Annotated in this window: 15 protein-coding genes; 14 read left to right on the forward strand and 1 reads right to left on the reverse strand. The window is 31.7% G+C overall.

The genetic code is table 11. From position 1 onward, the window contains the following. Window positions 1–98: 98 nt before the first annotated feature. The 7 genes from topA to Q0820_RS10610 all read left to right on the forward strand — a co-directional run bounded on the left by topA (window position 99) and on the right by Q0820_RS10610 (window position 9,773). Entirely contained in the window at window positions 99–2,606 is a 2,508-nt protein-coding gene (gene topA / locus Q0820_RS10580) for a type I DNA topoisomerase (RefSeq protein ID WP_298487608.1), read from the forward strand. Window positions 2,607–2,608: 2 nt separating this feature from the next. After that, window positions 2,609–3,763 (forward strand): formimidoylglutamase, encoded by a 1,155-nt coding sequence (locus Q0820_RS10585; protein WP_298487609.1) that lies wholly within the window; start codon window positions 2,609–2,611, stop codon window positions 3,761–3,763. A gap of 123 nt (window positions 3,764–3,886) precedes the next feature. After that, window positions 3,887–5,251 carry a gliding motility lipoprotein GldK gene (gene gldK / locus Q0820_RS10590; RefSeq protein ID WP_298487610.1) on the forward strand — a complete coding sequence of 455 codons (1,365 nt, stop codon included), beginning with the start codon at window positions 3,887–3,889 and terminating at the stop codon, window positions 5,249–5,251. Between the two features lie 86 nt (window positions 5,252–5,337). After that, window positions 5,338–5,991: a gliding motility protein GldL gene (gene gldL / locus Q0820_RS10595; protein ID WP_298487611.1), complete on the forward strand. Its 654-nt coding sequence runs from the start codon at window positions 5,338–5,340 to the stop codon at window positions 5,989–5,991. 52 nt (window positions 5,992–6,043) lie between these two features. Continuing rightward, window positions 6,044–7,612 carry a gliding motility protein GldM gene (gldM, locus tag Q0820_RS10600; protein WP_298487612.1) on the forward strand — a complete coding sequence of 523 codons (1,569 nt, stop codon included), beginning with the start codon at window positions 6,044–6,046 and terminating at the stop codon, window positions 7,610–7,612. An 84-nt stretch (window positions 7,613–7,696) separates the two neighbouring features. After that, window positions 7,697–8,599 carry a gliding motility protein GldN gene (gldN, locus tag Q0820_RS10605; protein WP_298487613.1) on the forward strand — a complete coding sequence of 301 codons (903 nt, stop codon included), beginning with the start codon at window positions 7,697–7,699 and terminating at the stop codon, window positions 8,597–8,599. A gap of 115 nt (window positions 8,600–8,714) precedes the next feature. Next, complete coding sequence (locus Q0820_RS10610) at window positions 8,715–9,773, forward strand: FAD-binding oxidoreductase (RefSeq protein WP_298487614.1); 1,059 nt, start codon at window positions 8,715–8,717, stop codon at window positions 9,771–9,773. Here the strand turns inward: Q0820_RS10610 and Q0820_RS10615 are convergent. Beyond that, on the reverse strand, window positions 9,770–10,159 hold the full coding sequence (locus Q0820_RS10615; protein ID WP_298487615.1) for a DUF983 domain-containing protein: 390 nt from the start codon (window positions 10,157–10,159) through the stop codon (window positions 9,770–9,772). The genes Q0820_RS10610 and Q0820_RS10615 overlap by 4 nt on opposite strands. Before the next feature lie 65 nt (window positions 10,160–10,224). Here Q0820_RS10615 and Q0820_RS10620 point away from each other — a divergent pair, with 65 nt between their 5' ends. The 7 genes from Q0820_RS10620 to Q0820_RS10650 all read left to right on the forward strand — a co-directional run bounded on the left by Q0820_RS10620 (window position 10,225) and on the right by Q0820_RS10650 (window position 20,634). Next, entirely contained in the window at window positions 10,225–12,138 is a 1,914-nt protein-coding gene (locus tag Q0820_RS10620) for an ABC-F family ATP-binding cassette domain-containing protein (protein WP_298487616.1), read from the forward strand. Between the two features lie 184 nt (window positions 12,139–12,322). Then, window positions 12,323–13,195 (forward strand): hypothetical protein, encoded by an 873-nt coding sequence (locus tag Q0820_RS10625; protein ID WP_298487617.1) that lies wholly within the window; start codon window positions 12,323–12,325, stop codon window positions 13,193–13,195. A gap of 201 nt (window positions 13,196–13,396) precedes the next feature. After that, window positions 13,397–14,284, forward strand: a complete 888-nt coding sequence (locus tag Q0820_RS10630; protein WP_298487618.1) for a hypothetical protein — start codon at window positions 13,397–13,399, stop codon at window positions 14,282–14,284. Window positions 14,285–14,412: 128 nt separating this feature from the next. Then, window positions 14,413–14,877, forward strand: coding sequence for a MarR family transcriptional regulator (locus Q0820_RS10635; protein ID WP_298487619.1), 465 nt, complete (start codon window positions 14,413–14,415; stop codon window positions 14,875–14,877). 9 nt (window positions 14,878–14,886) lie between these two features. After that, window positions 14,887–16,017, forward strand: coding sequence for an HlyD family efflux transporter periplasmic adaptor subunit (locus Q0820_RS10640; RefSeq protein WP_298487620.1), 1,131 nt, complete (start codon window positions 14,887–14,889; stop codon window positions 16,015–16,017). Next, window positions 16,017–19,220, forward strand: a complete 3,204-nt coding sequence (locus tag Q0820_RS10645; protein ID WP_298487621.1) for an efflux RND transporter permease subunit — start codon at window positions 16,017–16,019, stop codon at window positions 19,218–19,220. The genes Q0820_RS10640 and Q0820_RS10645 overlap by 1 nt, the downstream gene beginning before the upstream one ends. Window positions 19,221–19,260: 40 nt before the next feature. Next, window positions 19,261–20,634, forward strand: coding sequence for a TolC family protein (locus Q0820_RS10650; RefSeq protein ID WP_298487622.1), 1,374 nt, complete (start codon window positions 19,261–19,263; stop codon window positions 20,632–20,634).

Below are 20,634 nucleotides of genomic sequence, written 5' to 3' on the forward strand. Positions count from 1 at the left end.
AAAAGCTCTTTAAAAAGGAGCTTTTTTTTATACATATATATTAGGTATAACATTTAATTAAAAATTTCGACTACTTTTGTTGCTTCAAAAAGGAATGAATGGCTAAGAATTTAGTAATAGTAGAGTCGCCAGCAAAGGCAAAAACCATAGAGAAGTTTTTAGGTAAAGATTTTAAAGTAGAGTCCAGTTTTGGGCATATTGCAGATTTACCTTCTAAAGAATTAGGTGTAGATGTCGACAAAGATTTTGAACCTAAATACATAGTAGATAAGGATAAGAAAGCCTTAGTCAAAAAACTAAAAGATTTAGCAAAGAAGGCAGATACTATATGGCTAGCGAGTGATGAGGATCGTGAGGGAGAGGCTATTTCTTGGCATTTAGCAGAGGAGCTAAAATTGGATAAAGACAAAACAAAAAGAATTGTTTTTAACTCTATTACTAAATCGGCAATTCAGAAAGCAATTGAAAATCCAAGAGAAATAAATTATAATTTGGTAAATGCCCAACAAGCCAGAAGGGTGTTAGACCGTTTGGTAGGGTACCAATTATCCCCAGTACTTTGGAAAAAAATTAAGCCAGGACTTTCTGCGGGTAGAGTACAATCTGTAGCAGTGCGTCTAATTGTAGAACGAGAGCGTAGTATAGAAGCCTTTACACCAGTAGCTTCCTATAGAATATCAGCACAATTTGTTACTAAAGAAGGTAGCGTGTTTACTGCAAAACTTAATAAAACATTTGCTTTTAAAGAAGAAGCACAAGCGTTTTTAGATAAGAATATAGATGCTAATTTTTCAGTTGGTAATTTAGACAAAAAACCAGCTAAAAAATCACCATCTGCACCATTTACAACATCAACCTTACAACAAGAAGCCGCAAGAAAATTATATTTTTCGGTTGGTAGAACCATGCAAGTAGCACAGCGCTTATATGAAGCAGGACTTATTACTTACATGAGAACAGATAGTGTAAACCTTTCTTCCGAGGCGGTTAATGCAGCAAAGGACGCTATTATTCAAAACTACGGAGAATCCTATAGTACTGTACGTAATTTTACAGGAAAAACAAAAGGAGCGCAAGAGGCACATGAAGCCGTTAGACCTACAGAAATGTCGCGTTCATCGGTTTCTTTAGAGCGTGATCAATCTAAGTTATATGAGCTTATTTGGAAACGTACTATAGCATCCCAAATGAGTGATGCGCAATTAGAAAGAACAAACGTTAAAATAAAAACCAACACCCATTCTGAAGAATTTACAGCAAATGGAGAGGTTATAAAATTTGATGGTTTCTTAAAAGTATATTTAGAAAGTTCTGATGATGAGGATCAAGCAGAAGAGCAGGAAGGCATGTTACCTGCAATGCAAGTTGGAGAAGCTTTAAGCAATAAATATATAACAGCTACAGAGCGTTTTTCTAGAGCACCATATAGATTTACAGAAGCTTCTTTAGTTAAGAAATTAGAAGAATTAGGAATTGGAAGACCATCTACCTATGCGCCAACAATATCTACAATTCTTAATAGAGGATATGTAGAAAAAGGAACTATAGAAGGTGTAGAAAGAAAATATACGCAATTAGTTTTAGAATCTAATGCGGTATCAGAAAAGAACCTTACAGAAACAGTAGGCTCTGATAAAGGTAAAATGGTTCCTACAGATATAGGGATGATTGTTACCGATTTCTTAGTAAGTAATTTTGCTAACATTTTAGATTACAATTTCACAGCAAAAGTGGAAGAAGATTTTGATGAAATAGCAACAGGCGAAGAAGACTGGAAAAAAGTAATGAAAACTTTTTATAAAGATTTTCATCCAACAGTTCTAGATGTAGAAGCAAATGCAGAGCGTGCAAGCGGGGAACGTATTTTAGGTAAAGACCCAAAATCTGGCAGACAAGTATCTGTACGTTTAGGAAGATTTGGACCTATGGTACAAATTGGTACTGCAGAAGAAGAAGAGAAGCCATTATTTGCTAGTTTACTACCAGAACAAAATTTAGGGAGTATAACCTATGAAGAAGCAATGGAACTTTTTAAATTACCTAGAGATTTAGGAGTTTATGAAGGAGAAGAAGTTGCAGCAAATGTTGGTAGGTTTGGGCCTTATGTTCGTTTTGGTAAGAAATTTATTTCTCTTCCAAAGGATGAAAGTGCTATGAACATTACCATGGAAAGAGCCATAGAACTTATTATAGAAAAACAAAAAGCAGATGCACCAATTGCTACCTACGAAGATAAAGATGTAGTTAAAGGCGTAGGGCGTTTTGGGCCATTCATAAAATGGAATGGTATGTTTATTAATGTTAACAAAAAGTACGATTTTGATAATCTATCACAAGCAGATATCGAAGAATTGATAGAAGCTAAAAAACAGAAAGAGATAGATAAGGTTGTTCATAACTGGGAGGAAGAAGGTATTCGTATAGAAAAAGCAAGATGGGGAAGGCATAATGTTCTAAAAGGTAAAATTAAAGTAGAGCTTGCTAAAACAGTGGATGCTGCCGCTATGACTTTAGAAGAAGCAAAAGCATTAATAGAGGCAAAAACGCCAAAGAAAAAAGCAAAGGCTAAACCAAAAGCGAAAGCAAAACCAAAAGCTAAGAAATAAATATGGCGTATGATTTTTTAGTGCCTGTGGAAGATAAAGTAATGGCACATTGTGAGTTATTACCAGAGCAAGCTTTAGGGAAAAATATTTATGCGCATACAGAAAGAGATGGTTTGCCAGTACTGGCAAATGCATCTATAGCCCTTTTAGGAGTAAAAGAGTCTAGGAATGCATTTGAAAAGAAAACAGAAAAATTAGATGTTTCTGCTATAAGGATACAGTTTTATAAATTAATGTCTGGCAATTGGAATTCTACCATTGTAGATATGGGGGACATTGAAGAAGGAGAATCTGTTGAAGATACCTATTTTGTAGTAAAAGAAATTGTTGCAGGATTATTAGAAGAAAATATTGTTCCTATTATTTTAGGAGCAACACAAGATATTACCTATGCGGCTTATAGAGCTTTTGATGGGATAAAAGACATGATTAATTTAGTGGCTGTAGATAGCCGCTTTGATTTTGGAATGGAAGACGAACTTATTTCTTCGCATTCCTATATGAGCAAAATTATTACAGATAAGCCTAATAACTTATTTAACTTTTCTAACATAGGATACCAAAGTTATTTTAATGCGCAAGAAGAATTAGACCTTATGGAGCGTCTTTTTTTTGATTCTTATAGGTTAGGAGAAATGGTTAATGACATTACCTTGTCAGAACCAGTGTTAAGAAATGCACATATGGTAAGCTTAGATGCAAGAGCAATTAGAGCTAGTGAAATATGCCTATCTGCAAATTTTTCTCCAAACGGGTTTAGTGGACCAGAAATTTGTGCTATTGCAAGATATGCGGGCATTAGTGATAAAGTTAGCGTGTTTGGTATTTATGAAATGGAAAATACCGTACAATCCAGCCAATTAATTGCACAAATGATGTGGTATTTTGTAGAAGGTTATAACTTTAGAATAGAAGAATCTCCATACTCAAATACAGACTTTAATAAGTATATAGTACCTAATGAGACCGAAGAACTTATTTTTCATAAAAGCTTATTAACAGAAAGATGGTGGGTAGAAGTACCATCAATAATATCTTCACATACTAAAACAAATTCACCTGCGTTATTACCATGCACAGAAAAGGACTATTTAGATGCATGTAATCAAAATATTCCGGAAAGGTGGTTTAAAGCTTATAAGAAAGGCTTTAATTAACATAAAATTTTTTTAAAAGGATTACAAGTACAATACAATAATTTGCTCAAAACGTAGTTTTAGAGAGTAGAATAAACAATTGTGTTTGCAATTTTTAACCATAATCGAAATTTAACCTAAAGTATGAAGAAGCTATTGTTATCATCTATAGCGTTTGTTTTTTTACTCACGAGTTGTGGGTCTAAAACTAAAGGAGAGCTAGTCGGAGTCCAAGGAAAGAAGTGGTATCCGGAAAAACCCTATGGAATGGAATTAATCCCAAGAGGATCTTTCATTATGGGTAAGAGTGAGGAAGACCAAGCTAAAGTTCTTAACGCACCAACAAAAACAGTAACCGTTCGTTCTTTTTATATGGATGATACTGAAATTACAAATAGCGAGTATCGCCAGTTTGTAGAGTGGGTAAAAGATTCTATTACTAGAACAAAATTAGCTATCCTTGCTGATGAGTTAGGTATAGGTCCAGAAGAAGGAGGAATTGGAGATTTTGTATTTAAAGATGCAGATACCACCAAAGCCTCAGTTTATGACAAGTATATGTTAGATAACTATTCTGGTATGGGCGAAACTGGTTTTGAAGGAAGAGCGCTTAATAAAGATGAAAATCTTATTTGGGACGTTTCAGAATATCCAGATGAATATTATACCGAAGTAATGGACTCTCTTTATATTCCTGAAGAAGAATCATACAATGGGCAAAGAACAATAGACGTTACTAAACTTAAATATAAGTATAGTTGGATGGATATTGAAGCTGCAGCGCGTGCATCTAGAAAAGGAAATAAGAGTAGAAAAGACTTTATTCGTCATGAAGAGTTAGAAATTTATCCAGATACAACGGTATGGATTCGTGATTTTGAGTATTCTTATAATGAGCCAATGCACAATGATTATTTTTGGCATGATGCATATAGCGAATATCCTGTAGTTGGGATCTCTTGGAAGCAAGCACAAGCTTTTTGTAACTGGAGAACTAAACACAAAAATGACGACCAAAAAAGTAAAGGAAAGCAATTTGTAAATAAATTTAGGCTACCTACAGAAGCAGAATGGGAGTATGCAGCAAGAGGTGGTATTGAAGGAGGAACGTACCCATGGGGTGGTCCTTATGTAATTAGTGATACAGGATGTTTTATGGCAAACTTTAAACCACAACGTGGGGATTATGCAGCCGATCAAGCATTATATACTGTAGAAGCTAAATCTTACGAACCTAATGATTTTAACTTATACAACATGGCTGGTAATGTTTCGGAATGGACAAACTCTAGCTATGATCCAAACTCTTACGAATATGTATCTACTATGAACCCTAATGGTGGCGATGGTAGTAACGAAAGAAAAGTTATTAGAGGTGGTTCTTGGAAAGATGTTGCTTATTTCCTACAAGTAAGTACAAGAGATTATGAATACGCAGATTCTGCACGTAGTTATGTTGGTTTTAGAACCGTACAAGATTACATGGGAGAAGAAGATTCAACTAGATAAGAATTATTTTAAACAATTATAATTAAACAAGTATCAAATTTTAACCAAATCTTTATTATTTATTAAACCTTAAATTAAATTAAATTATGGCACAGTCAAAATCAACAAAGAAATTATTTAATATGGCCTACGGTCTTGGGGCATCTATTGTAATTATCGGAGCATTATTCAAAATCCTTCACTGGGAATTAGGACCATTAAATGGTGGCGTTCTTTTAGCGATAGGTCTTATTACAGAGGCAGCAATTTTTGCAATTAGTGCATTTGAACCAATAGAGGACGAGTACGATTGGTCTTTAGTATATCCAGAATTAGCAGGTGGAGAAGGTTCTCCAAGAGCTGTAAGTGAAGCTGCTGATGTTAAAGAAGCAGAAGCATCTTTATCTAAAAAATTAGATAATTTATTACAAGAAGCAGGTGTAGATGCAAACTTAATGGAGAGCTTAGGTTCTAGCATTAAAAACTTTGAAGGAGCTGCAAAAGGAATTGCACCTACTGTAGATGCAATGGAGTCTACTAAAAAGTATTCTGAAGAAATGGTACATGCTGCCGCTCAAATGGAATCTTTAAATAGTCTTTACAAAGTACAGTTAGAAAGTGCAAGTAAGCAAGCTTCTGTAAATGAAGAAGTAGTACAAAATGCAAGTGCATTAAAAGAGCAAATGGCTTCTTTATCTACAAACTTATCTTCATTAAATGGAGTATATGGTGGAATGTTATCTGCAATGAGCAAAAACTAATTAGAGATTAGTAAATAACCCCAAATTAATAACAAAATCTAATTAGAAAAACATGGCAGGAGGAAAACAGTCACCACGTCAGAAAATGGTAAACCTAATGTATTTGGTTTTCATTTGTATGCTGGCTTTAAATATGAGTAAAGAAGTTCTAGCGGCATTCGGTATTATGAATGTAAAAATGGAAGCTTCTAATGCAAAAACCACAGAAAGTAACCTAGCTTTCTTAACAGGTTTAGAAACAAAAGCATCAGAAAATGCTGAAAAATTTGGTCCTTTATATAAGGATGCAAAGAAAATTAAAGAATTATCTAAAGATTACTATGATTACTTGGAAGGTCTTAAGTCAGAAATGATGACAGGCGTTAAAGATCCAAAGGATTATGCAGTAATGGATAAATCAGATTTCTTAGATCAAAAATTCTTTCAAGGAGAAAACCTTGCCGAAGGTGGCCAAGAGTTCTTAAAAAGAATTAACGATTATCGTACACAAGTATCTGCTGTTTTACCAGCAAACATGAAAGATGTTAAGTCTTCAGTTGCTACTAGATTTGAAACTGGTGATGCTAATGGTAAAGTTGAAAAGAGAGATGGTACAAAGCAAGATTGGATTAACTATCATTATGAAGGTTTCCCATTAATTGCTTCTTTAGCTAAAATCACAGCTTTACAGTCAGATATTAAAGCTACAGAAGAAGATGCTTTAAAATCTATGTTACAAGGACAATTAAGTAGCGAAGTTTCTATGACAAACTATACTACTTTATTAGAGCAAGAGAAATCTGCATTCTATTCTGGAGAAAAGTTTTCAGGAAGCGTAGTATTAGGTCGTAAAGATGCTACTACAAAGCCAAATGAAGTTAACTTAAAGTTAGACGGTAGAAAATTAGTAGAAGGAAAAGATTACGAGATTAAAGATGGTCAGGTGAAGTTATTAGTTAGCGCTGGTGCTCCTGGAGATCATAAGATTGAAGGTAATCTAGTATTTATGCAAGATGGCGAGCGTACAGAAGTACCTGTATCTTCAACATTTGCTACAATATCTAAGCCTAATGCAGCATTAATTGCAGCAGATAAGATGAACGTTGTTTATCGTGGTGTTCCTAACCCAATGTCTATCTCTATACCTGGTATACCTAACAATAAAGTTAGTGCTTCTGCAGCTGGTCTTAGAAAGAGTTCTGGTAGCAAGTATATTATGACACCAGGAAAAGGAAGAACAGTAAGTATTGTTGCTTCTGGTACATTACCTGACGGACAAAGAGTATCTTCTAAATCTGAATTTAGAATTAAAGATATTCCAAGACCATCTGGAGCTATTAGAGGAGAATCTGGTTCTGCAAAAATGCCAAGAAAAAACTTAGAAATGTCTACAGTTGGTGCATTATTAGAAGACTTTGATTTTGACTTGAATCTTAAAGTAAGCGGATTTAAATTTAAAGTTCCTGGACAACCTACAGTTAGTGTTAAAGGTAGTAGATTAGACTCAAGAGCTAAATCTGCACTTAAGAGAGCAAAAAGAGGTGATGCAGTTCAAATATTTGATATTAACGCATATATCACAAACAATAAAGGTTATAAATTAAAGAAAGTATCTCCAGTAGTTGTTGAGATTACTAACTAATAGTTTATAAATACAAAAATGTAATGAGTTATTTTCTAAATAGCTCATTACATTTTAAAAAGTAAAAACAATAAATAGTTACAAATGAATTGGAAAAAAGTTTTATTAATCGGAGCTGTTAGTTTTTTACCATTATCTATGATGGCCCAAGCGAACATTTTGAACGCTAAAAAGCCACAAGATATTGGGATTAGAACAACAGAACAAAAAGCGTTAGATAATGATGCTCCTTTAAAATATGGTTATGTAGATGACAGAGACATTCTTTGGTCTAAAACTATATGGGAGACAGTAGATTTAGATGAGCGTGTAAACTTTCCATTATACTACCCTATAGATACTATAGATATAGGAGCAGATAGAAGATCGTTATACGATGTTTTAATTAAAAACATTAAAAACGGGAAACTAGAAGATGTATATGTGGATTCTTATTTTACCGAGAAAAGAAAATTTAGTGATTTAGAAGCTACATTACAAAAAGTAGATACAACAGATTACGGATACGAGCAATTAAATGCAGGAGAACAAATTTCTGAAGAATATATAAACAGAAGAGATTTAACTGCTGCAGATATAGAAGAGTACCGTATTAAAGGAATCTGGTATTTTGACAAAAGACAAGGAGAATTAAAATATCGTTTATTAGGTATTGCTCCAGTTGCGCCAGATGTTAACTTTATTGATGATGAATCTATGGATCCAGGAGATGCGAAAGTGGAACTTTTCTGGGTATGGTACCCAAGTGCAAGACAAATTCTGCACGAAGCAAAAGTTTTTAACCAACGTAACTCTGCACAGCCAATATCTTTTGATATGTTACTTAATGCAAGAAGGTTTAATGCCGTAATTTATAGAGAAGATAATGTGCATGGAGACCGTAAGGTAAGCGATTATATTGCAGATAATGCATTGTTTCAATTATTGGAAGCCAAACGTATAAAAGAGGTTATCCGAGACAGGGAACAAGATATGTGGGCATATTAACCACGGAATATTCCAATTCAATATAATATGATGAAAATCCTCAGTGAAAACTGAGGATTTTTTTTATTTTAAAATAGGTCAGACATTTCATTTAAACTTATAATACCTTTGCGCTATGGTAGATTATTTAGTAGTAGGTTTAGGGTTGGCAGGTATTTCTTTTTGTGAACAATTAGAAAAAAACAATAAAACGTTTAAAGTAATTAGTGATACTTCCCAAACGTCTTCTATAGTTGCTGGGGGGCTTTATAATCCAGTAATCCTTAAGAGATTTACTTTGGCATGGAATGCAAACCATCAATTAGAATTGGCAATGCCTTTTTATCAAAATTTAGAAGAAAAACTAAAAACTAAATTGGATTATAAAGTTCCGGTATATAGAAGATTTGCATCTATAGAAGAACAAAATATGTGGTTTGAAGCAGCAGATAAGAATACGTTACAACCTTTTTTGTCTACCCAAATAAAAGTAAATAATAATACTGCAATTGATGCTCCCTTTGGTTACGGAGAAGTTTTAGATACTGGTAGAATAGATACAAAGGTGTTGTTAAAGAAGTATAAATCTTTTTTAAAAGATAAAAATGTATTAGAAGAAGAAACCTTTAATTATGATGCACTTATTTTAGAAGAAGACGATGTTTCTTATAAAGCCATAAAAGCTAAAAAAATAGTTTTTGCCACTGGTTATGGTTTAAAAAGCAATCCGTTTTTTAATTATTTGCCATTAAACGGTACAAAAGGAGAGCTTTTAACTATAAAAACGCCAGAGTTAAAAGAAAATAATGTAATTAAATCATCGGTATTTATTATTCCTTTAGGAGGAGATTTATACCGTATAGGAGCAACCTATAAATGGAAAGATAAGAGCAATACTCCGACAGAAGAAGCTAAGTCTGAATTGTTAGAAAAACTAAATACGTTTTTAAAGTGTAATTACACTATTGTAAACCATGTTGCAGGAATACGACCTACAGTGGCAGATAGAAGACCTTTGTTAGGTAAGCACCCTAAACATAAAAATATGTTTGTTTTAAACGGTTTTGGTTCTAGAGGAGTTATGATTGCTCCTTATGCATCAAACTTATTATTAGAATATATAGAAAGTGATAGGGCATTACCTCCCGAAATAGATATTTCTAGATTTACAAAAAAATATTATAAAGCACTTTAGCTTACTTTATTCTTTGCAGTAGCATCATATTTTACAAAAAGATTAATCCATATATTTCTAGAGAGACGCATTATAATTGGCATAAAAACAACCAAAGTACCCATTATAATAAAAAAGCTATTTAAAAGTGTAGTTTGTATAAAAAATCTAGAGATAATAAAAGCAGCTACAGCAAAGGCAATACCAACGCCATAACTTACATACATTGCACCATAAAAGAAAGAAGGTTCTATCTTATATTTTGTATTACAATGGGAGCAGCGTTCGTGCATTTTTAAAACATTTCCTAAATGGAAAGGGTTTTTGTCTAAATACATGCTTTCTTCATGACATTTAGGACAAGTTCCTGTTAAAATACTGTAGAGTTTGTTTCCTTTTTTTAACATTTGCAAAATGTTTTTGTAAAAGTACAAGAATGTGTACTATTTAATATATAAATCAATTATAAAAAATGCTTAATATCCATAACCTTTCTGTTTCTTTTGGAGGCGAATATTTATTTCAAGAAATATCTTTTAGATTAAACGGAGGTAACCGAGTTGGCTTAGTGGGAAAAAACGGTGCAGGAAAATCTACCTTACTTAAATTACTCTCTAAAGATATGCCTATAGACTCTGGAACTATTGCTATAGAGAAAGATATTAAAATAGGTTTTTTAAGACAGGATATTGATTTTGTATTGGGTAGAACGGTCTTAGAAGAGTCTTACCAGGCATTTGAAGAAATAAAGGCTTTAGAGCTTAAATTAGATGAGATAAATCATCAATTAGCAGAACGTACAGATTATGAAAGCGAAAGTTATAACCAACTTATAGTAGATTTAAGTGATGCTACACATCATTATGAGATATTAGGAGGGTATAATTACCAAGGGGAGACCGAAAAAATTCTACAAGGTTTAGGTTTTAAGCGTGAGGATTTTGATAAAAAAACGGAGACTTTTTCTGGAGGTTGGCGTATGCGTATTGAACTAGCTAAGCTATTATTACAAAGTAATGATGTATTGTTACTCGATGAACCTACAAACCACTTAGATATTGAATCTATTATTTGGTTAGAGCAGTTTTTAAATAATTATTCTGGGGCAGTAGTTATTGTATCACATGATAAAATGTTTTTAGATAACGTAACGAATAGAACCATAGAGATTTCTTTAGGGAGAATATATGATTATAATAAACCGTATACAGAGTATTTAGTTTTAAGACAAGAAATAAGAGATCAACAGTTAAGTATTCAGAAAAACCAAGATAAAGAAATACAGCAAGCAGAAAGACTTATAGAAAAGTTTAGAGCAAAATCTACAAAAGCATCCATGGCGCAGTCCTTAATGAAAAAGCTAGACAAAATGGACCGTATAGAGGTAGATGAGGATGATAATAGTGTTATGAATTTACGCTTTCCTATATCTATAACTCCAGGAAAAGTTGTGGTAGAGATAGAAGATTTAGCAAAAAGCTATGGAGAAAAACAAGTTTTAGAAAATATAAACTTGTTAATAGAAAGGAATAGCAAGACCGCTTTTGTAGGTCAAAACGGCCAAGGAAAATCTACTTTAGCAAAAATAATGGTTGGCGATATTACGTATGATGGGCATTTAAAACTAGGACATAATGTACAAATAGGATATTTTGCGCAAAACCAAGCAGAGTATTTAGATGGTAATAAAACCATTTTAGATACTATGATAGACGCTGCAAATGAAAAAAATAGGAGTAAGGTAAGAGATATACTTGGATCTTTTCTTTTTCGAGGAGATGATGTTGAGAAATATGTAAAAGTACTATCTGGAGGAGAACGTAATAGGTTAGCATTAGCAAAAATGTTACTACAACCGTTTAATGTTTTGGTGATGGATGAGCCAACAAACCACTTAGACATTAAATCTAAAAATGTATTAAAACAAGCATTACAAAATTTTGAAGGTACTTTAATATTAGTATCTCATGATAGAGATTTTCTACAAGGCTTAACCAATAGTGTATATGAATTTAAAGACAAGCGTATAAGAGAATACCTTGGAGATGTAGACTATTACTTAGAACAGCGTAAAGAGGAGAATTTTAGAAATATAGAAAAAAAAGAAACCAATACTAAGAAAAAAGAAGTGGTTTTAAAGAATACAAATGACTTTCAGTATCAGAAAAAAGTTAAATCATTAAAGAATAAATTAAGTTCTGTAGAAAGTAAAATATCTAGTTTAGAAAAGGAGATTGCAGAAATAGACCATTCCTTATTAATGAACTATGATGAAACTATAGCAAAGCCTAATTTCTTTGATGGTTATGAAAAAAAGAAAAAATCTTTAGAAGATTTAATGCAGAACTGGGAAAATTTAACAACAGAGTTAGAAGAAATTAGCTAAACACAACAAAAGCAATAGTAGTAAAATTCCTACACCACAAAAAACAGTATCTACACAACAAAATAGAGTAGTTCACCGATTATTTTTGATTTTTAGCCGTTAATAACTCATATTTGTAAGGTAATTCTTAATCACTAGTGTTTAATTATTTGATTAGATTTACAAGAAGCGTAAAAATATAGATATGAAAAGAGGATTATATATTTTATTTCTGGCATTTATAACATCAAATTTAGTGTTGGCTAAAGTTTCTAAAAAAGAAAAAAAGGCACTTATAGATTTGTATGAAAGTACAAATGGTGCACATTGGATAAAAAAATGGGATTTAACCGCGCCAGTATCTAGCTGGTATGGGGTAACATTGAAAGATAATCATGTAGTAGAAATTAGTTTATTTAGGAATAATTTAATGGGAAAACTTCCCGCTAGTATTGGTAAGCTAACCTTTTTAACAAAATTAAACCTTGCTTTTAATTCTATTACAGGAGAAATACCAAAAGAAATAGTGTTTTTAGACAATCTTAAAACATTAAAATTAGAAATGAACCGTATTAAAGGAGAGTTACCTAAGGAATTAGGAAATTTGGCAGGACTACAAGAATTAACAATGTTTAATAATTTTATTACTGGTAAAATTCCTGAGAGTATTGGGCAAATGGCAGGTTTAAAGGTATTAAACTTATCTAGTAATAATTTAAGAGGAGAAATACCTAATACATTAGGAAGTTTAAAAGATTTAGAAATTTTAGGCCTTTTTGAGAACTCTTTATATGGTTCTATTCCAAATGAAATGGGAAATCTAAGTAATCTTAAAGAATTAGTTTTAGCAAATAACCAGTTAAACGGAGCTATACCAGAAGAATTTGGACAATTAGCAAGTTTAGAAGTATTGCAAATACAGAATAATAAATTTAATTCTTTTAAGAATTTACAAATGATGGATAGCAAACAGTTTTTAGTGTTTGACTATGATAAAGAAGACGAAAATTTAGAATTTAAAGATTTAAACTTTAGTAAGTCTAGAATGGCAGATACAAAGTTTAATGATGAGGATTAAAAGTAATTTTAGTTAGTTTGGTTAATGGTGGGGGTGTGTGGTGCACCCCTTTTTTTGGTTTTAAAAAATTAACAACTTGTTTATCAGAAAACTATATATTTTACGTTAGTACTATATTACTGTAGTTTAATAATAGGTTTACCATATTTTAAGGAAACAATTTTAATCTATATTTTTAACCAACCACTAACATTTTAGATTATGAAACGAATTTTACTCCCCCTTAAGGTTCTTTTATTTTTCCTATTAACTACTACCATAAGTGCACAACTACCAAAGCAAGAAAAAACAGCTTTAATTAGTTTGTATAAATCTACGAATGGAGAAGGCTGGACTAACTCATGGAATTTAAAAGAAAAAGTTAGTAAATGGTATGGGGTGCAAATAGAAAATAATCATGTGGTTTCTATTAACTTACATAGAAATAATTTAGATGGCACACTTCCAAAAGACATTAAAGGTTTAAGGCACTTAGAAAAATTAAATTTAGCTTTTAATAATTTACAAGGAACAATACCAAATGAGATAACAGATTTAGAAAATCTTAAAATCCTAAAGCTTGAAATGAATAGTTTAAAAGGGAATTTACCTAAGGACTATTCTAAGTGGAATAATTTAAAAGAATTAACCCTTTTTAATAATAAATTAGAAGGCGAAATTCCAAATGGAATAGGGGCTTTAGTAAATTTAGAGTTACTTAATTTATCTAGTAACTATCTTACAGGAAATTTACCAAAAGCAATAGAATCTCTTACAAAATTGGAACAGTTAGAACTTTTTGGTAATAAATTTTCTGGGCAAATAATTGTAGATTTAGGAAAACTATCTGGTTTAACATCGTTAGTTTTAGCATATAATAATTTTGATGGTGTAGCTCCTGAGAGTCTTCAAAATTTAAAAAAATTAAAATTTGTTCAAATACAAGGAAATAAATTTAGTTCATTTAAAGGTCTAAATTATATGCAAAGTGAAACATTATTAACTTTTGATAGTGATAATGATGCTTTAAACCTTAAATATAATAACCCAAGATTTTCATTTTCTCGTTTAGCAGATACTAAATACGAAGACAAAAGAATTGAAGAGTAACTTTTAATTAATAAAGAAATGCAAAAGGGATGCTAATTAGCATCCCTTTTCTGTTTTTATAAATGTCTTAGGATTTTTTTAACATTAGTTGTATATGCAACTAAATAGTTTTGCATTAGTTTCGTAGTATGAAATTTTCAGAAGATTTTGTGGATTTTGAAAACGCTATAATTCCTTGGCTAGGAAAAACATCAAAGATTATAGACTATTATTTTCACGAAGATTTAAAAAAACACAATTTAGATTTAAGTAAAGAGCAAGTTATTGTTTTAAAAAAACTGCATCAAAAAAATGGGTTAAATCAAAATGAGTTAGCTTTTTTAACCCTCAGAAATAAATCTACCTTAACAAGACTGCTTTCTAAAATGGAAGCAAAAAATTATATAAAGAGAAAAAGAAGTAATGAGGATAAGAGAATAAGCCACGTTTTTTTAACCGATGAAGGAAGAGCAATTTATAAAAAAACAATCCCTGTTTTAAAAAATTGCATTTCATTTTTAGAAAACGGTATTACTGTAGAAGAAAAACAAATTGCGATTAAAATTTTAAAGAAAATTCAATATAATATTACATTACAAAAAGAGCCTTTATAACAACCAACTATGAGAAAAATAATTTTATCTGTAATAGGAGTTCTACTGATTGTTGGAGCATTTTTTCTTGCGCAAACACTAATAGCAAACAAAAAAAAGCCTAAGCCTAAAGTAGAAAAGGTAGTAAAAACTGTATTTGTAGAAAAAATAGAAAATAAGACTATACCAATTATAATACCTGCTAATGGAAATTTAATGGCAAAAAGGCGGGTAGATATTTATGCAGAGGTACAAGGTGTTTTTAAAACTGGAAGTAAACTTTTTAAAGCAGGTACGGTATACCGTAACGGAGAAACTATTATAAATATAGATAATGCAGAATATATTGCTTCTGTAAAATCTGCTAAAAGTAATTTGTATAACCAAATTACTTCTATAATGCCAGATGTTCGTTTAGATTATCCAGATATTTATCCTAAATGGCAATCTTATTTAGCGGGTTTTGATATAGACAAGACTACACCAAAGTTGCCAGAAATGAGTTCCGAAAAGGAGAAATTTTTTATTTCTGGTAGAGGTGTTTTAACTAGTTATTATAATGTCAAAAATTTAGAACAAAGATTATCTAAATATAGAATAGCAGCTCCTTTTAAAGGGGTAGTAACAGAGGCATTAGTAACGGAAGGAACTTTAGTTAGATCAGGGCAAAAATTAGGAGAATTTATTAATACTGACGTTTATGAGTTAGAAGTTTCTATTAGTAAAGAATATAGCGATCTATTAAAAATAAATGAAAAAGTAACACTTAGTAACTTAGATAAAACCCAAACGTATATAGGAAAAGTAGTAAGGGTTAATGGTAGAGTAGATGTTGCTTCTCAAACCATAAAGGCGTTTATAGAAATAAAAGATAGTAGCTTAAAAGAAGGCATGTACTTAGAGGCTAATCTTAATGCAAAAGCAGAAGAAAATGCTATAGAAATAGACCGAAGCTTACTTTTAGAAGGAGACAAAATTTACGTTGTAAAAGATTCAATTTTAGATGTTATAGAGGTAAAGCCAATATATTTTTCGGATAAGAAAGTAGTGCTAAAACAAGTTCCAGATGAAGCGGTAATTTTAGCAAAACCTGTAGTAGGTTCTTATGCAGGAATGGCGGTTAAAGTTTATAAAAAGAAGCAAGCTAAATCTAAGGAATAATGCGTAAAATAATTGAGTATTTTATAAAATACCACGTTGCTGTAAGTGTCTTAATTATTGCGGTAACTGTTTTTGGTATTGCAGGAGCAGTTACTTTAAAGTCTTCTTTTTTTCCATTAACAGATTCTAAAAACATATCAATCAATATAACATATCCAGGAGCATCTCCACAAGAAATAGAAGAGGGTATTGTCTTAAAAATTGAAGATAATTTAAAAGGTTTAGAAGGGGTAGATCGTGTAACATCAACCTCTAAAGAAAATAGTGGAAATATAAATGTAGAAATTGAAAAAGGTAGAGATATAGATTTTATGCTCTTAGAAGTAAAAAATGCTGTAGATCGCGTACCAACCTTTCCAACAGGAATGGAACCTTTAATTGTATCTAAATTAGAAGCCATAAGACAAACTATTGGTTTTGCAGTAAGCGGAGACAAAGTTCCTTTGGCAACTTTAAAACAAATTGGAAGAGAAATAGAAAACGATATTAGAGCAATTGATGGAATATCGCAAATAACTATTACAGGTTACCCAGATGAAGAGATAGAAATAGCGGTAGATGAAAATAGTTTGTTGGCATACAGCATTTCTTTTTCAGAAGTAGCACAAGCCGTAAGTAACGCTAATATTCTTGTTACAGGAGGTAATATAAAAACGGATGCCGAAGAATATTTAATACGAGCTAATAATAGAGCATATTACGGAGATGAGCTTTCTAATTTAATTGTAAAGGCTGATGCTTTTGGAAGAACAATTAGATTAAAAGATGTAGCTACACTAAGAGATCGTTTTGCAGAAACTCCTAATGGGTCTTATTTTAATGGAGATTTAGCAGTAAATATTAGTATCACAAGTACAAATACGGAAGATTTAATTGACTCTGCCGAAAAAGTTAAAGTGTATATAGAAACCTTTAACCAGAAGCACAATAACATACAATTAAACGTTGTAAGCGATCAATCTAAAACGTTAACACAAAGAACAGAATTACTTACAGAAAATGCAGTAATGGGGATGCTATTGGTACTCATTTTTTTATCCCTATTCTTAAATACTAGATTGGCTTTTTGGGTAGCATTTGGCTTACCAATTTCTTTTTTAGGAATGTTTGTTTTTGCTGGCTTTTTTGATGTTACAATAAACGTGTTGTCTCTTTTTGGGATGATTATTGTTATTGGTATTCTAGTAGATGATGGTATTGTAATAGCAGAAAATATATACCAACATTACGAAAAAGGAAAATCTCCTATACAAGCAGCAATAGACGGTACTTTAGAAGTAATTCCTCCTATTGTATCTGCAATTATTACTACTATTTTAGCATTTTCTATTTTCCTCTTTTTAGATGGTAGAATAGGAGAGTTTTTTGGAGAAGTATCTGTTATTGTAATACTTACCCTTGTAGTTTCTTTAGTAGAAGCTTTAATTATATTACCAGCCCATTTAGCACATTCAAAAGCGTTAAAGCCTATGGCTAAAAAACCAAAAACGCGTGTTGGACAAGCATTTGCAAAGTTAAGAGTTATTAACGAGATGGGAGATCGTTTCATGAAATGGATGCGAGATAACTTGTACAGCCCTTTGCTTAAGTTTTCAATGGAATATAAATTATTAACCTTTGCAATCTTTGCAGCAACTCTAATTTTAACTATTGGGTCTGTTGGTGGCGGAACAATTAGAACGGCTTTCTTCCCTAGAATTGCTAGTGATAGGATAGACGTAAAGTTGTTAATGCCAAACGGTACAAATGAAAAAGTTACCGATTCTATAATTTCTTTAATAGAAGAAAAAGCAGCAATTGTAAATAAGGACTTATCAGAAGAATACCTTAACGGACAAGATAAAATGCTTTTCGAGAATATGATTAAAAGGTTAGGCCCGGGTTCTTCCTCTGCAACCTTAACAATTAATCTGCTTCCTGGAGAAGAAAGGCCAGATGCAATACGAGCAGATATGGTAACAGGGAAACTAAGGAAGCTTGTAGGGCCAGTAATAGGAGTAGAAAGTTTAATATATGGTTCTGGAGGTAATTTTGGAGGTTCTCCTGTAGCTGTATCCCTTTTAAGTAATAATATAAAAGAGTTAAAAGCTGCTAAAAAGGAATTAAAAAACGCACTTATAAATAATGCCAATTTAAAAGATATTGCAGATAATGACCCAGAAGGAATAAAAGAAATACGATTAGAACTTAAAGAAAATGCCTATTTATTAGGATTAAATCTAAGAGATATTATGTCTCAGGTAAGAGCAGGTTTTTTTGGAGTACAAGCACAGCGTTTTCAAAGAGGGCAAGATGAAATTCGTGTTTGGGTTAGGTATGATAGGGATAATAGGTCATCTATAACAAACTTAGATCAAATGCGAATAGTTACCCCTAGTGGTAGTCGTGTTCCTTTAAAAGAAATTGCAAACTATGTTATAGAGCGTGGCGATGTGGCAATTAATAGGTTAGAAGGGCGTAGAGAAATACAAATTTCTGCAGATTTAGTTAATGAAAAAGAAACTAGTGGTACAGATATTATGGAGGATATTCAAAAGAATGTTATGCCAGATATTGTTTCTAAGTACCCAACAGTCTCCCCATTATATGAAGGGCAAAATAGAGAAGCAGGTAAAATGTTAGACTCTTTAACATCAGTAGGTCTTACGGTATTAGTATTAATATACATAACAATAGCATTTACTTTTAGGAGTTTTAGCCAGCCTTTAATGTTATTACTTCTAGTTCCTTTTAGTTTAACAGCTGTAGCTTGGGGACATTGGATTCATGATTTTCCGGTAAACATTTTATCTATGTTAGGAATCATTGCCTTAATAGGTATTATGGTAAATGATGGCTTAGTATTAATAGGTAAATTTAATAGCAATCTTAGAGAAGGAATGTCTTTTGACGATGCTTTGTTTGATGCTGGAAAATCTCGTTTTAGAGCAATATTTTTAACATCGGTTACTACAATTGCTGGTTTAGCGCCATTAATGTTAGAAACTAGTAGGCAAGCACAGTTTTTAAAGCCAATGGCAATTTCTATAGCTTATGGTATTGGGTTTGCAACAATATTAACTCTTGTAATGTTACCAATATTCTTATCCTTTAGTAATAAATTAAAAGTTAGTACTAAATGGTTAGCAACAGGTAATAAAGTCTCTAAAGAAGAAGTAGAGCGTACAATAAAAGAACAAAAAGAGCAAGAACATAATTCTTAACACGTAGTGTATGTATTTGCATTTAGATGATATTAAAAAAATGAAAAAAAATATAGGTGTAATTTTTATTATTCTTAGTGTATATTTTCCTTTAGAAATAATAGGGCAAGAAAATATATTAGCAAAAGAAGATGCAGTTTCTATAGCATTAGAAAATAACTATGGTATTAAAATGGCAAAAAACAGAGCCGTAATTGCCAAGAATAATAAAAGCGTTCTTAATTCAGGATATTTGCCAACGCTTACGGGAAATGCTGGGGCTAATTATAATGATTTAATAAATAGTACCACAGAATACCCTGGTCAGTTTGAAACCGATGGGACTCCAAGAGCAGATATAGAAATTAAAGATGCAGAATCTCAAACCTATAATGCTGGATTAGCAATTAATTATACTCTTTTTGATGGTTTAGGGCGTTTGTATAATTATAAGAGGTTAAAAGAGCAGCATGCATTAAGTGAATTACAAGCAAGAGAAACTATAGAAAATACAGTAATACAATTATTTAGTGTGTATTATGAAGTGGCAAGACTAACAGAAAACAAAAAAGTCTTAGAACAGGCTTTAGAAATTTCTAAGCAAAGAATAACAAGAGAAGAATACGGTTTTGAATACGGGCAAAGCACTAAGTTAGATGTTTTAAATGCGCAAGTAGATGTTACAAACGATAGTATAAATGTAATGACTACAAAACAATCATTATATAATGCAAAAAGGGATTTAAATGTAGTTCTTAATCAAGAATTAAATACCTTTTATAAGGTAGACACTTTAATACAATTTATACCTAAGCTGCAATTAGAGGAGTATTTAAAAAAAGCGCAAGAAAATAATATAAATCTATTAATAGTAAATAAAGGGTTAAAAATTAATGACTACGATATTAAGGTTAGTAAATCTGGCTATTTACCTACAGTAGGTTTAACCGGCTCTTATGGTTGGAATTTAAACCAAAGCGCACCTTCTTCATTTATTCCAGGCCAAGTATTTCCAGGAACCAATAGAACTTCCTATAATATGGCGTTAGGAGCAAGTTTATCCTGGAATCTTTTTGATGGTGGAGGAACTTCGGTTAGAGTAAAAAATGCTAAAATAGCCCAACAAAATCAAGAGCTTTTAGAAAAGCAAGTAACTTTAGAGGTTAATAGAGATATTGAAAATGCACTAGGAATTTATGAAAACCGACTGCGTATATTTAAAATTCAAGAACAAAATGTAATTACAAATAAAAATAATTTTGAACGCTCTAAAGAACAATTTCAATTAGGAAGAATAACATCTATAGAATTTAGACAAGCACAGATTAACTTATTAAATGCGCAGACCAATAAAAATTTAGCAAAGTATGATGCAAAATTATCAGAATTGCAATTGTTACAATTAACAGGGCAACTTTTAAATGTTCCTTTTTAA

This window comes from uncultured Maribacter sp., assembly GCF_947495965.1.
Lineage (GTDB): Bacteria > Bacteroidota > Bacteroidia > Flavobacteriales > Flavobacteriaceae > Maribacter_B.

What these genes read in the sequence shown, in the direction of transcription:
- topA (WP_298487608.1), top strand. Translation starts at nt 99, where the DNA reads ATGGCTAAGAATTTAGTAATAGTAGAGTCGCCAGCAAAGGCAAAAACC.
- Q0820_RS10585 (WP_298487609.1), top strand. Translation starts at nt 2,609, where the DNA reads ATGGCGTATGATTTTTTAGTGCCTGTGGAAGATAAAGTAATGGCACAT.
- gldK (WP_298487610.1), top strand. Translation starts at nt 3,887, where the DNA reads ATGAAGAAGCTATTGTTATCATCTATAGCGTTTGTTTTTTTACTCACG.
- gldL (WP_298487611.1), top strand. Translation starts at nt 5,338, where the DNA reads ATGGCACAGTCAAAATCAACAAAGAAATTATTTAATATGGCCTACGGT.
- gldM (WP_298487612.1), top strand. Translation starts at nt 6,044, where the DNA reads ATGGCAGGAGGAAAACAGTCACCACGTCAGAAAATGGTAAACCTAATG.
- gldN (WP_298487613.1), top strand. Translation starts at nt 7,697, where the DNA reads ATGAATTGGAAAAAAGTTTTATTAATCGGAGCTGTTAGTTTTTTACCA.
- Q0820_RS10610 (WP_298487614.1), top strand. Translation starts at nt 8,715, where the DNA reads ATGGTAGATTATTTAGTAGTAGGTTTAGGGTTGGCAGGTATTTCTTTT.
- Q0820_RS10615 (WP_298487615.1), bottom strand. Translation starts at nt 10,159, where the DNA reads ATGTTAAAAAAAGGAAACAAACTCTACAGTATTTTAACAGGAACTTGT.
- Q0820_RS10620 (WP_298487616.1), top strand. Translation starts at nt 10,225, where the DNA reads ATGCTTAATATCCATAACCTTTCTGTTTCTTTTGGAGGCGAATATTTA.
- Q0820_RS10625 (WP_298487617.1), top strand. Translation starts at nt 12,323, where the DNA reads ATGAAAAGAGGATTATATATTTTATTTCTGGCATTTATAACATCAAAT.
- Q0820_RS10630 (WP_298487618.1), top strand. Translation starts at nt 13,397, where the DNA reads ATGAAACGAATTTTACTCCCCCTTAAGGTTCTTTTATTTTTCCTATTA.
- Q0820_RS10635 (WP_298487619.1), top strand. Translation starts at nt 14,413, where the DNA reads ATGAAATTTTCAGAAGATTTTGTGGATTTTGAAAACGCTATAATTCCT.
- Q0820_RS10640 (WP_298487620.1), top strand. Translation starts at nt 14,887, where the DNA reads ATGAGAAAAATAATTTTATCTGTAATAGGAGTTCTACTGATTGTTGGA.
- Q0820_RS10645 (WP_298487621.1), top strand. Translation starts at nt 16,017, where the DNA reads ATGCGTAAAATAATTGAGTATTTTATAAAATACCACGTTGCTGTAAGT.
- Q0820_RS10650 (WP_298487622.1), top strand. Translation starts at nt 19,261, where the DNA reads ATGAAAAAAAATATAGGTGTAATTTTTATTATTCTTAGTGTATATTTT.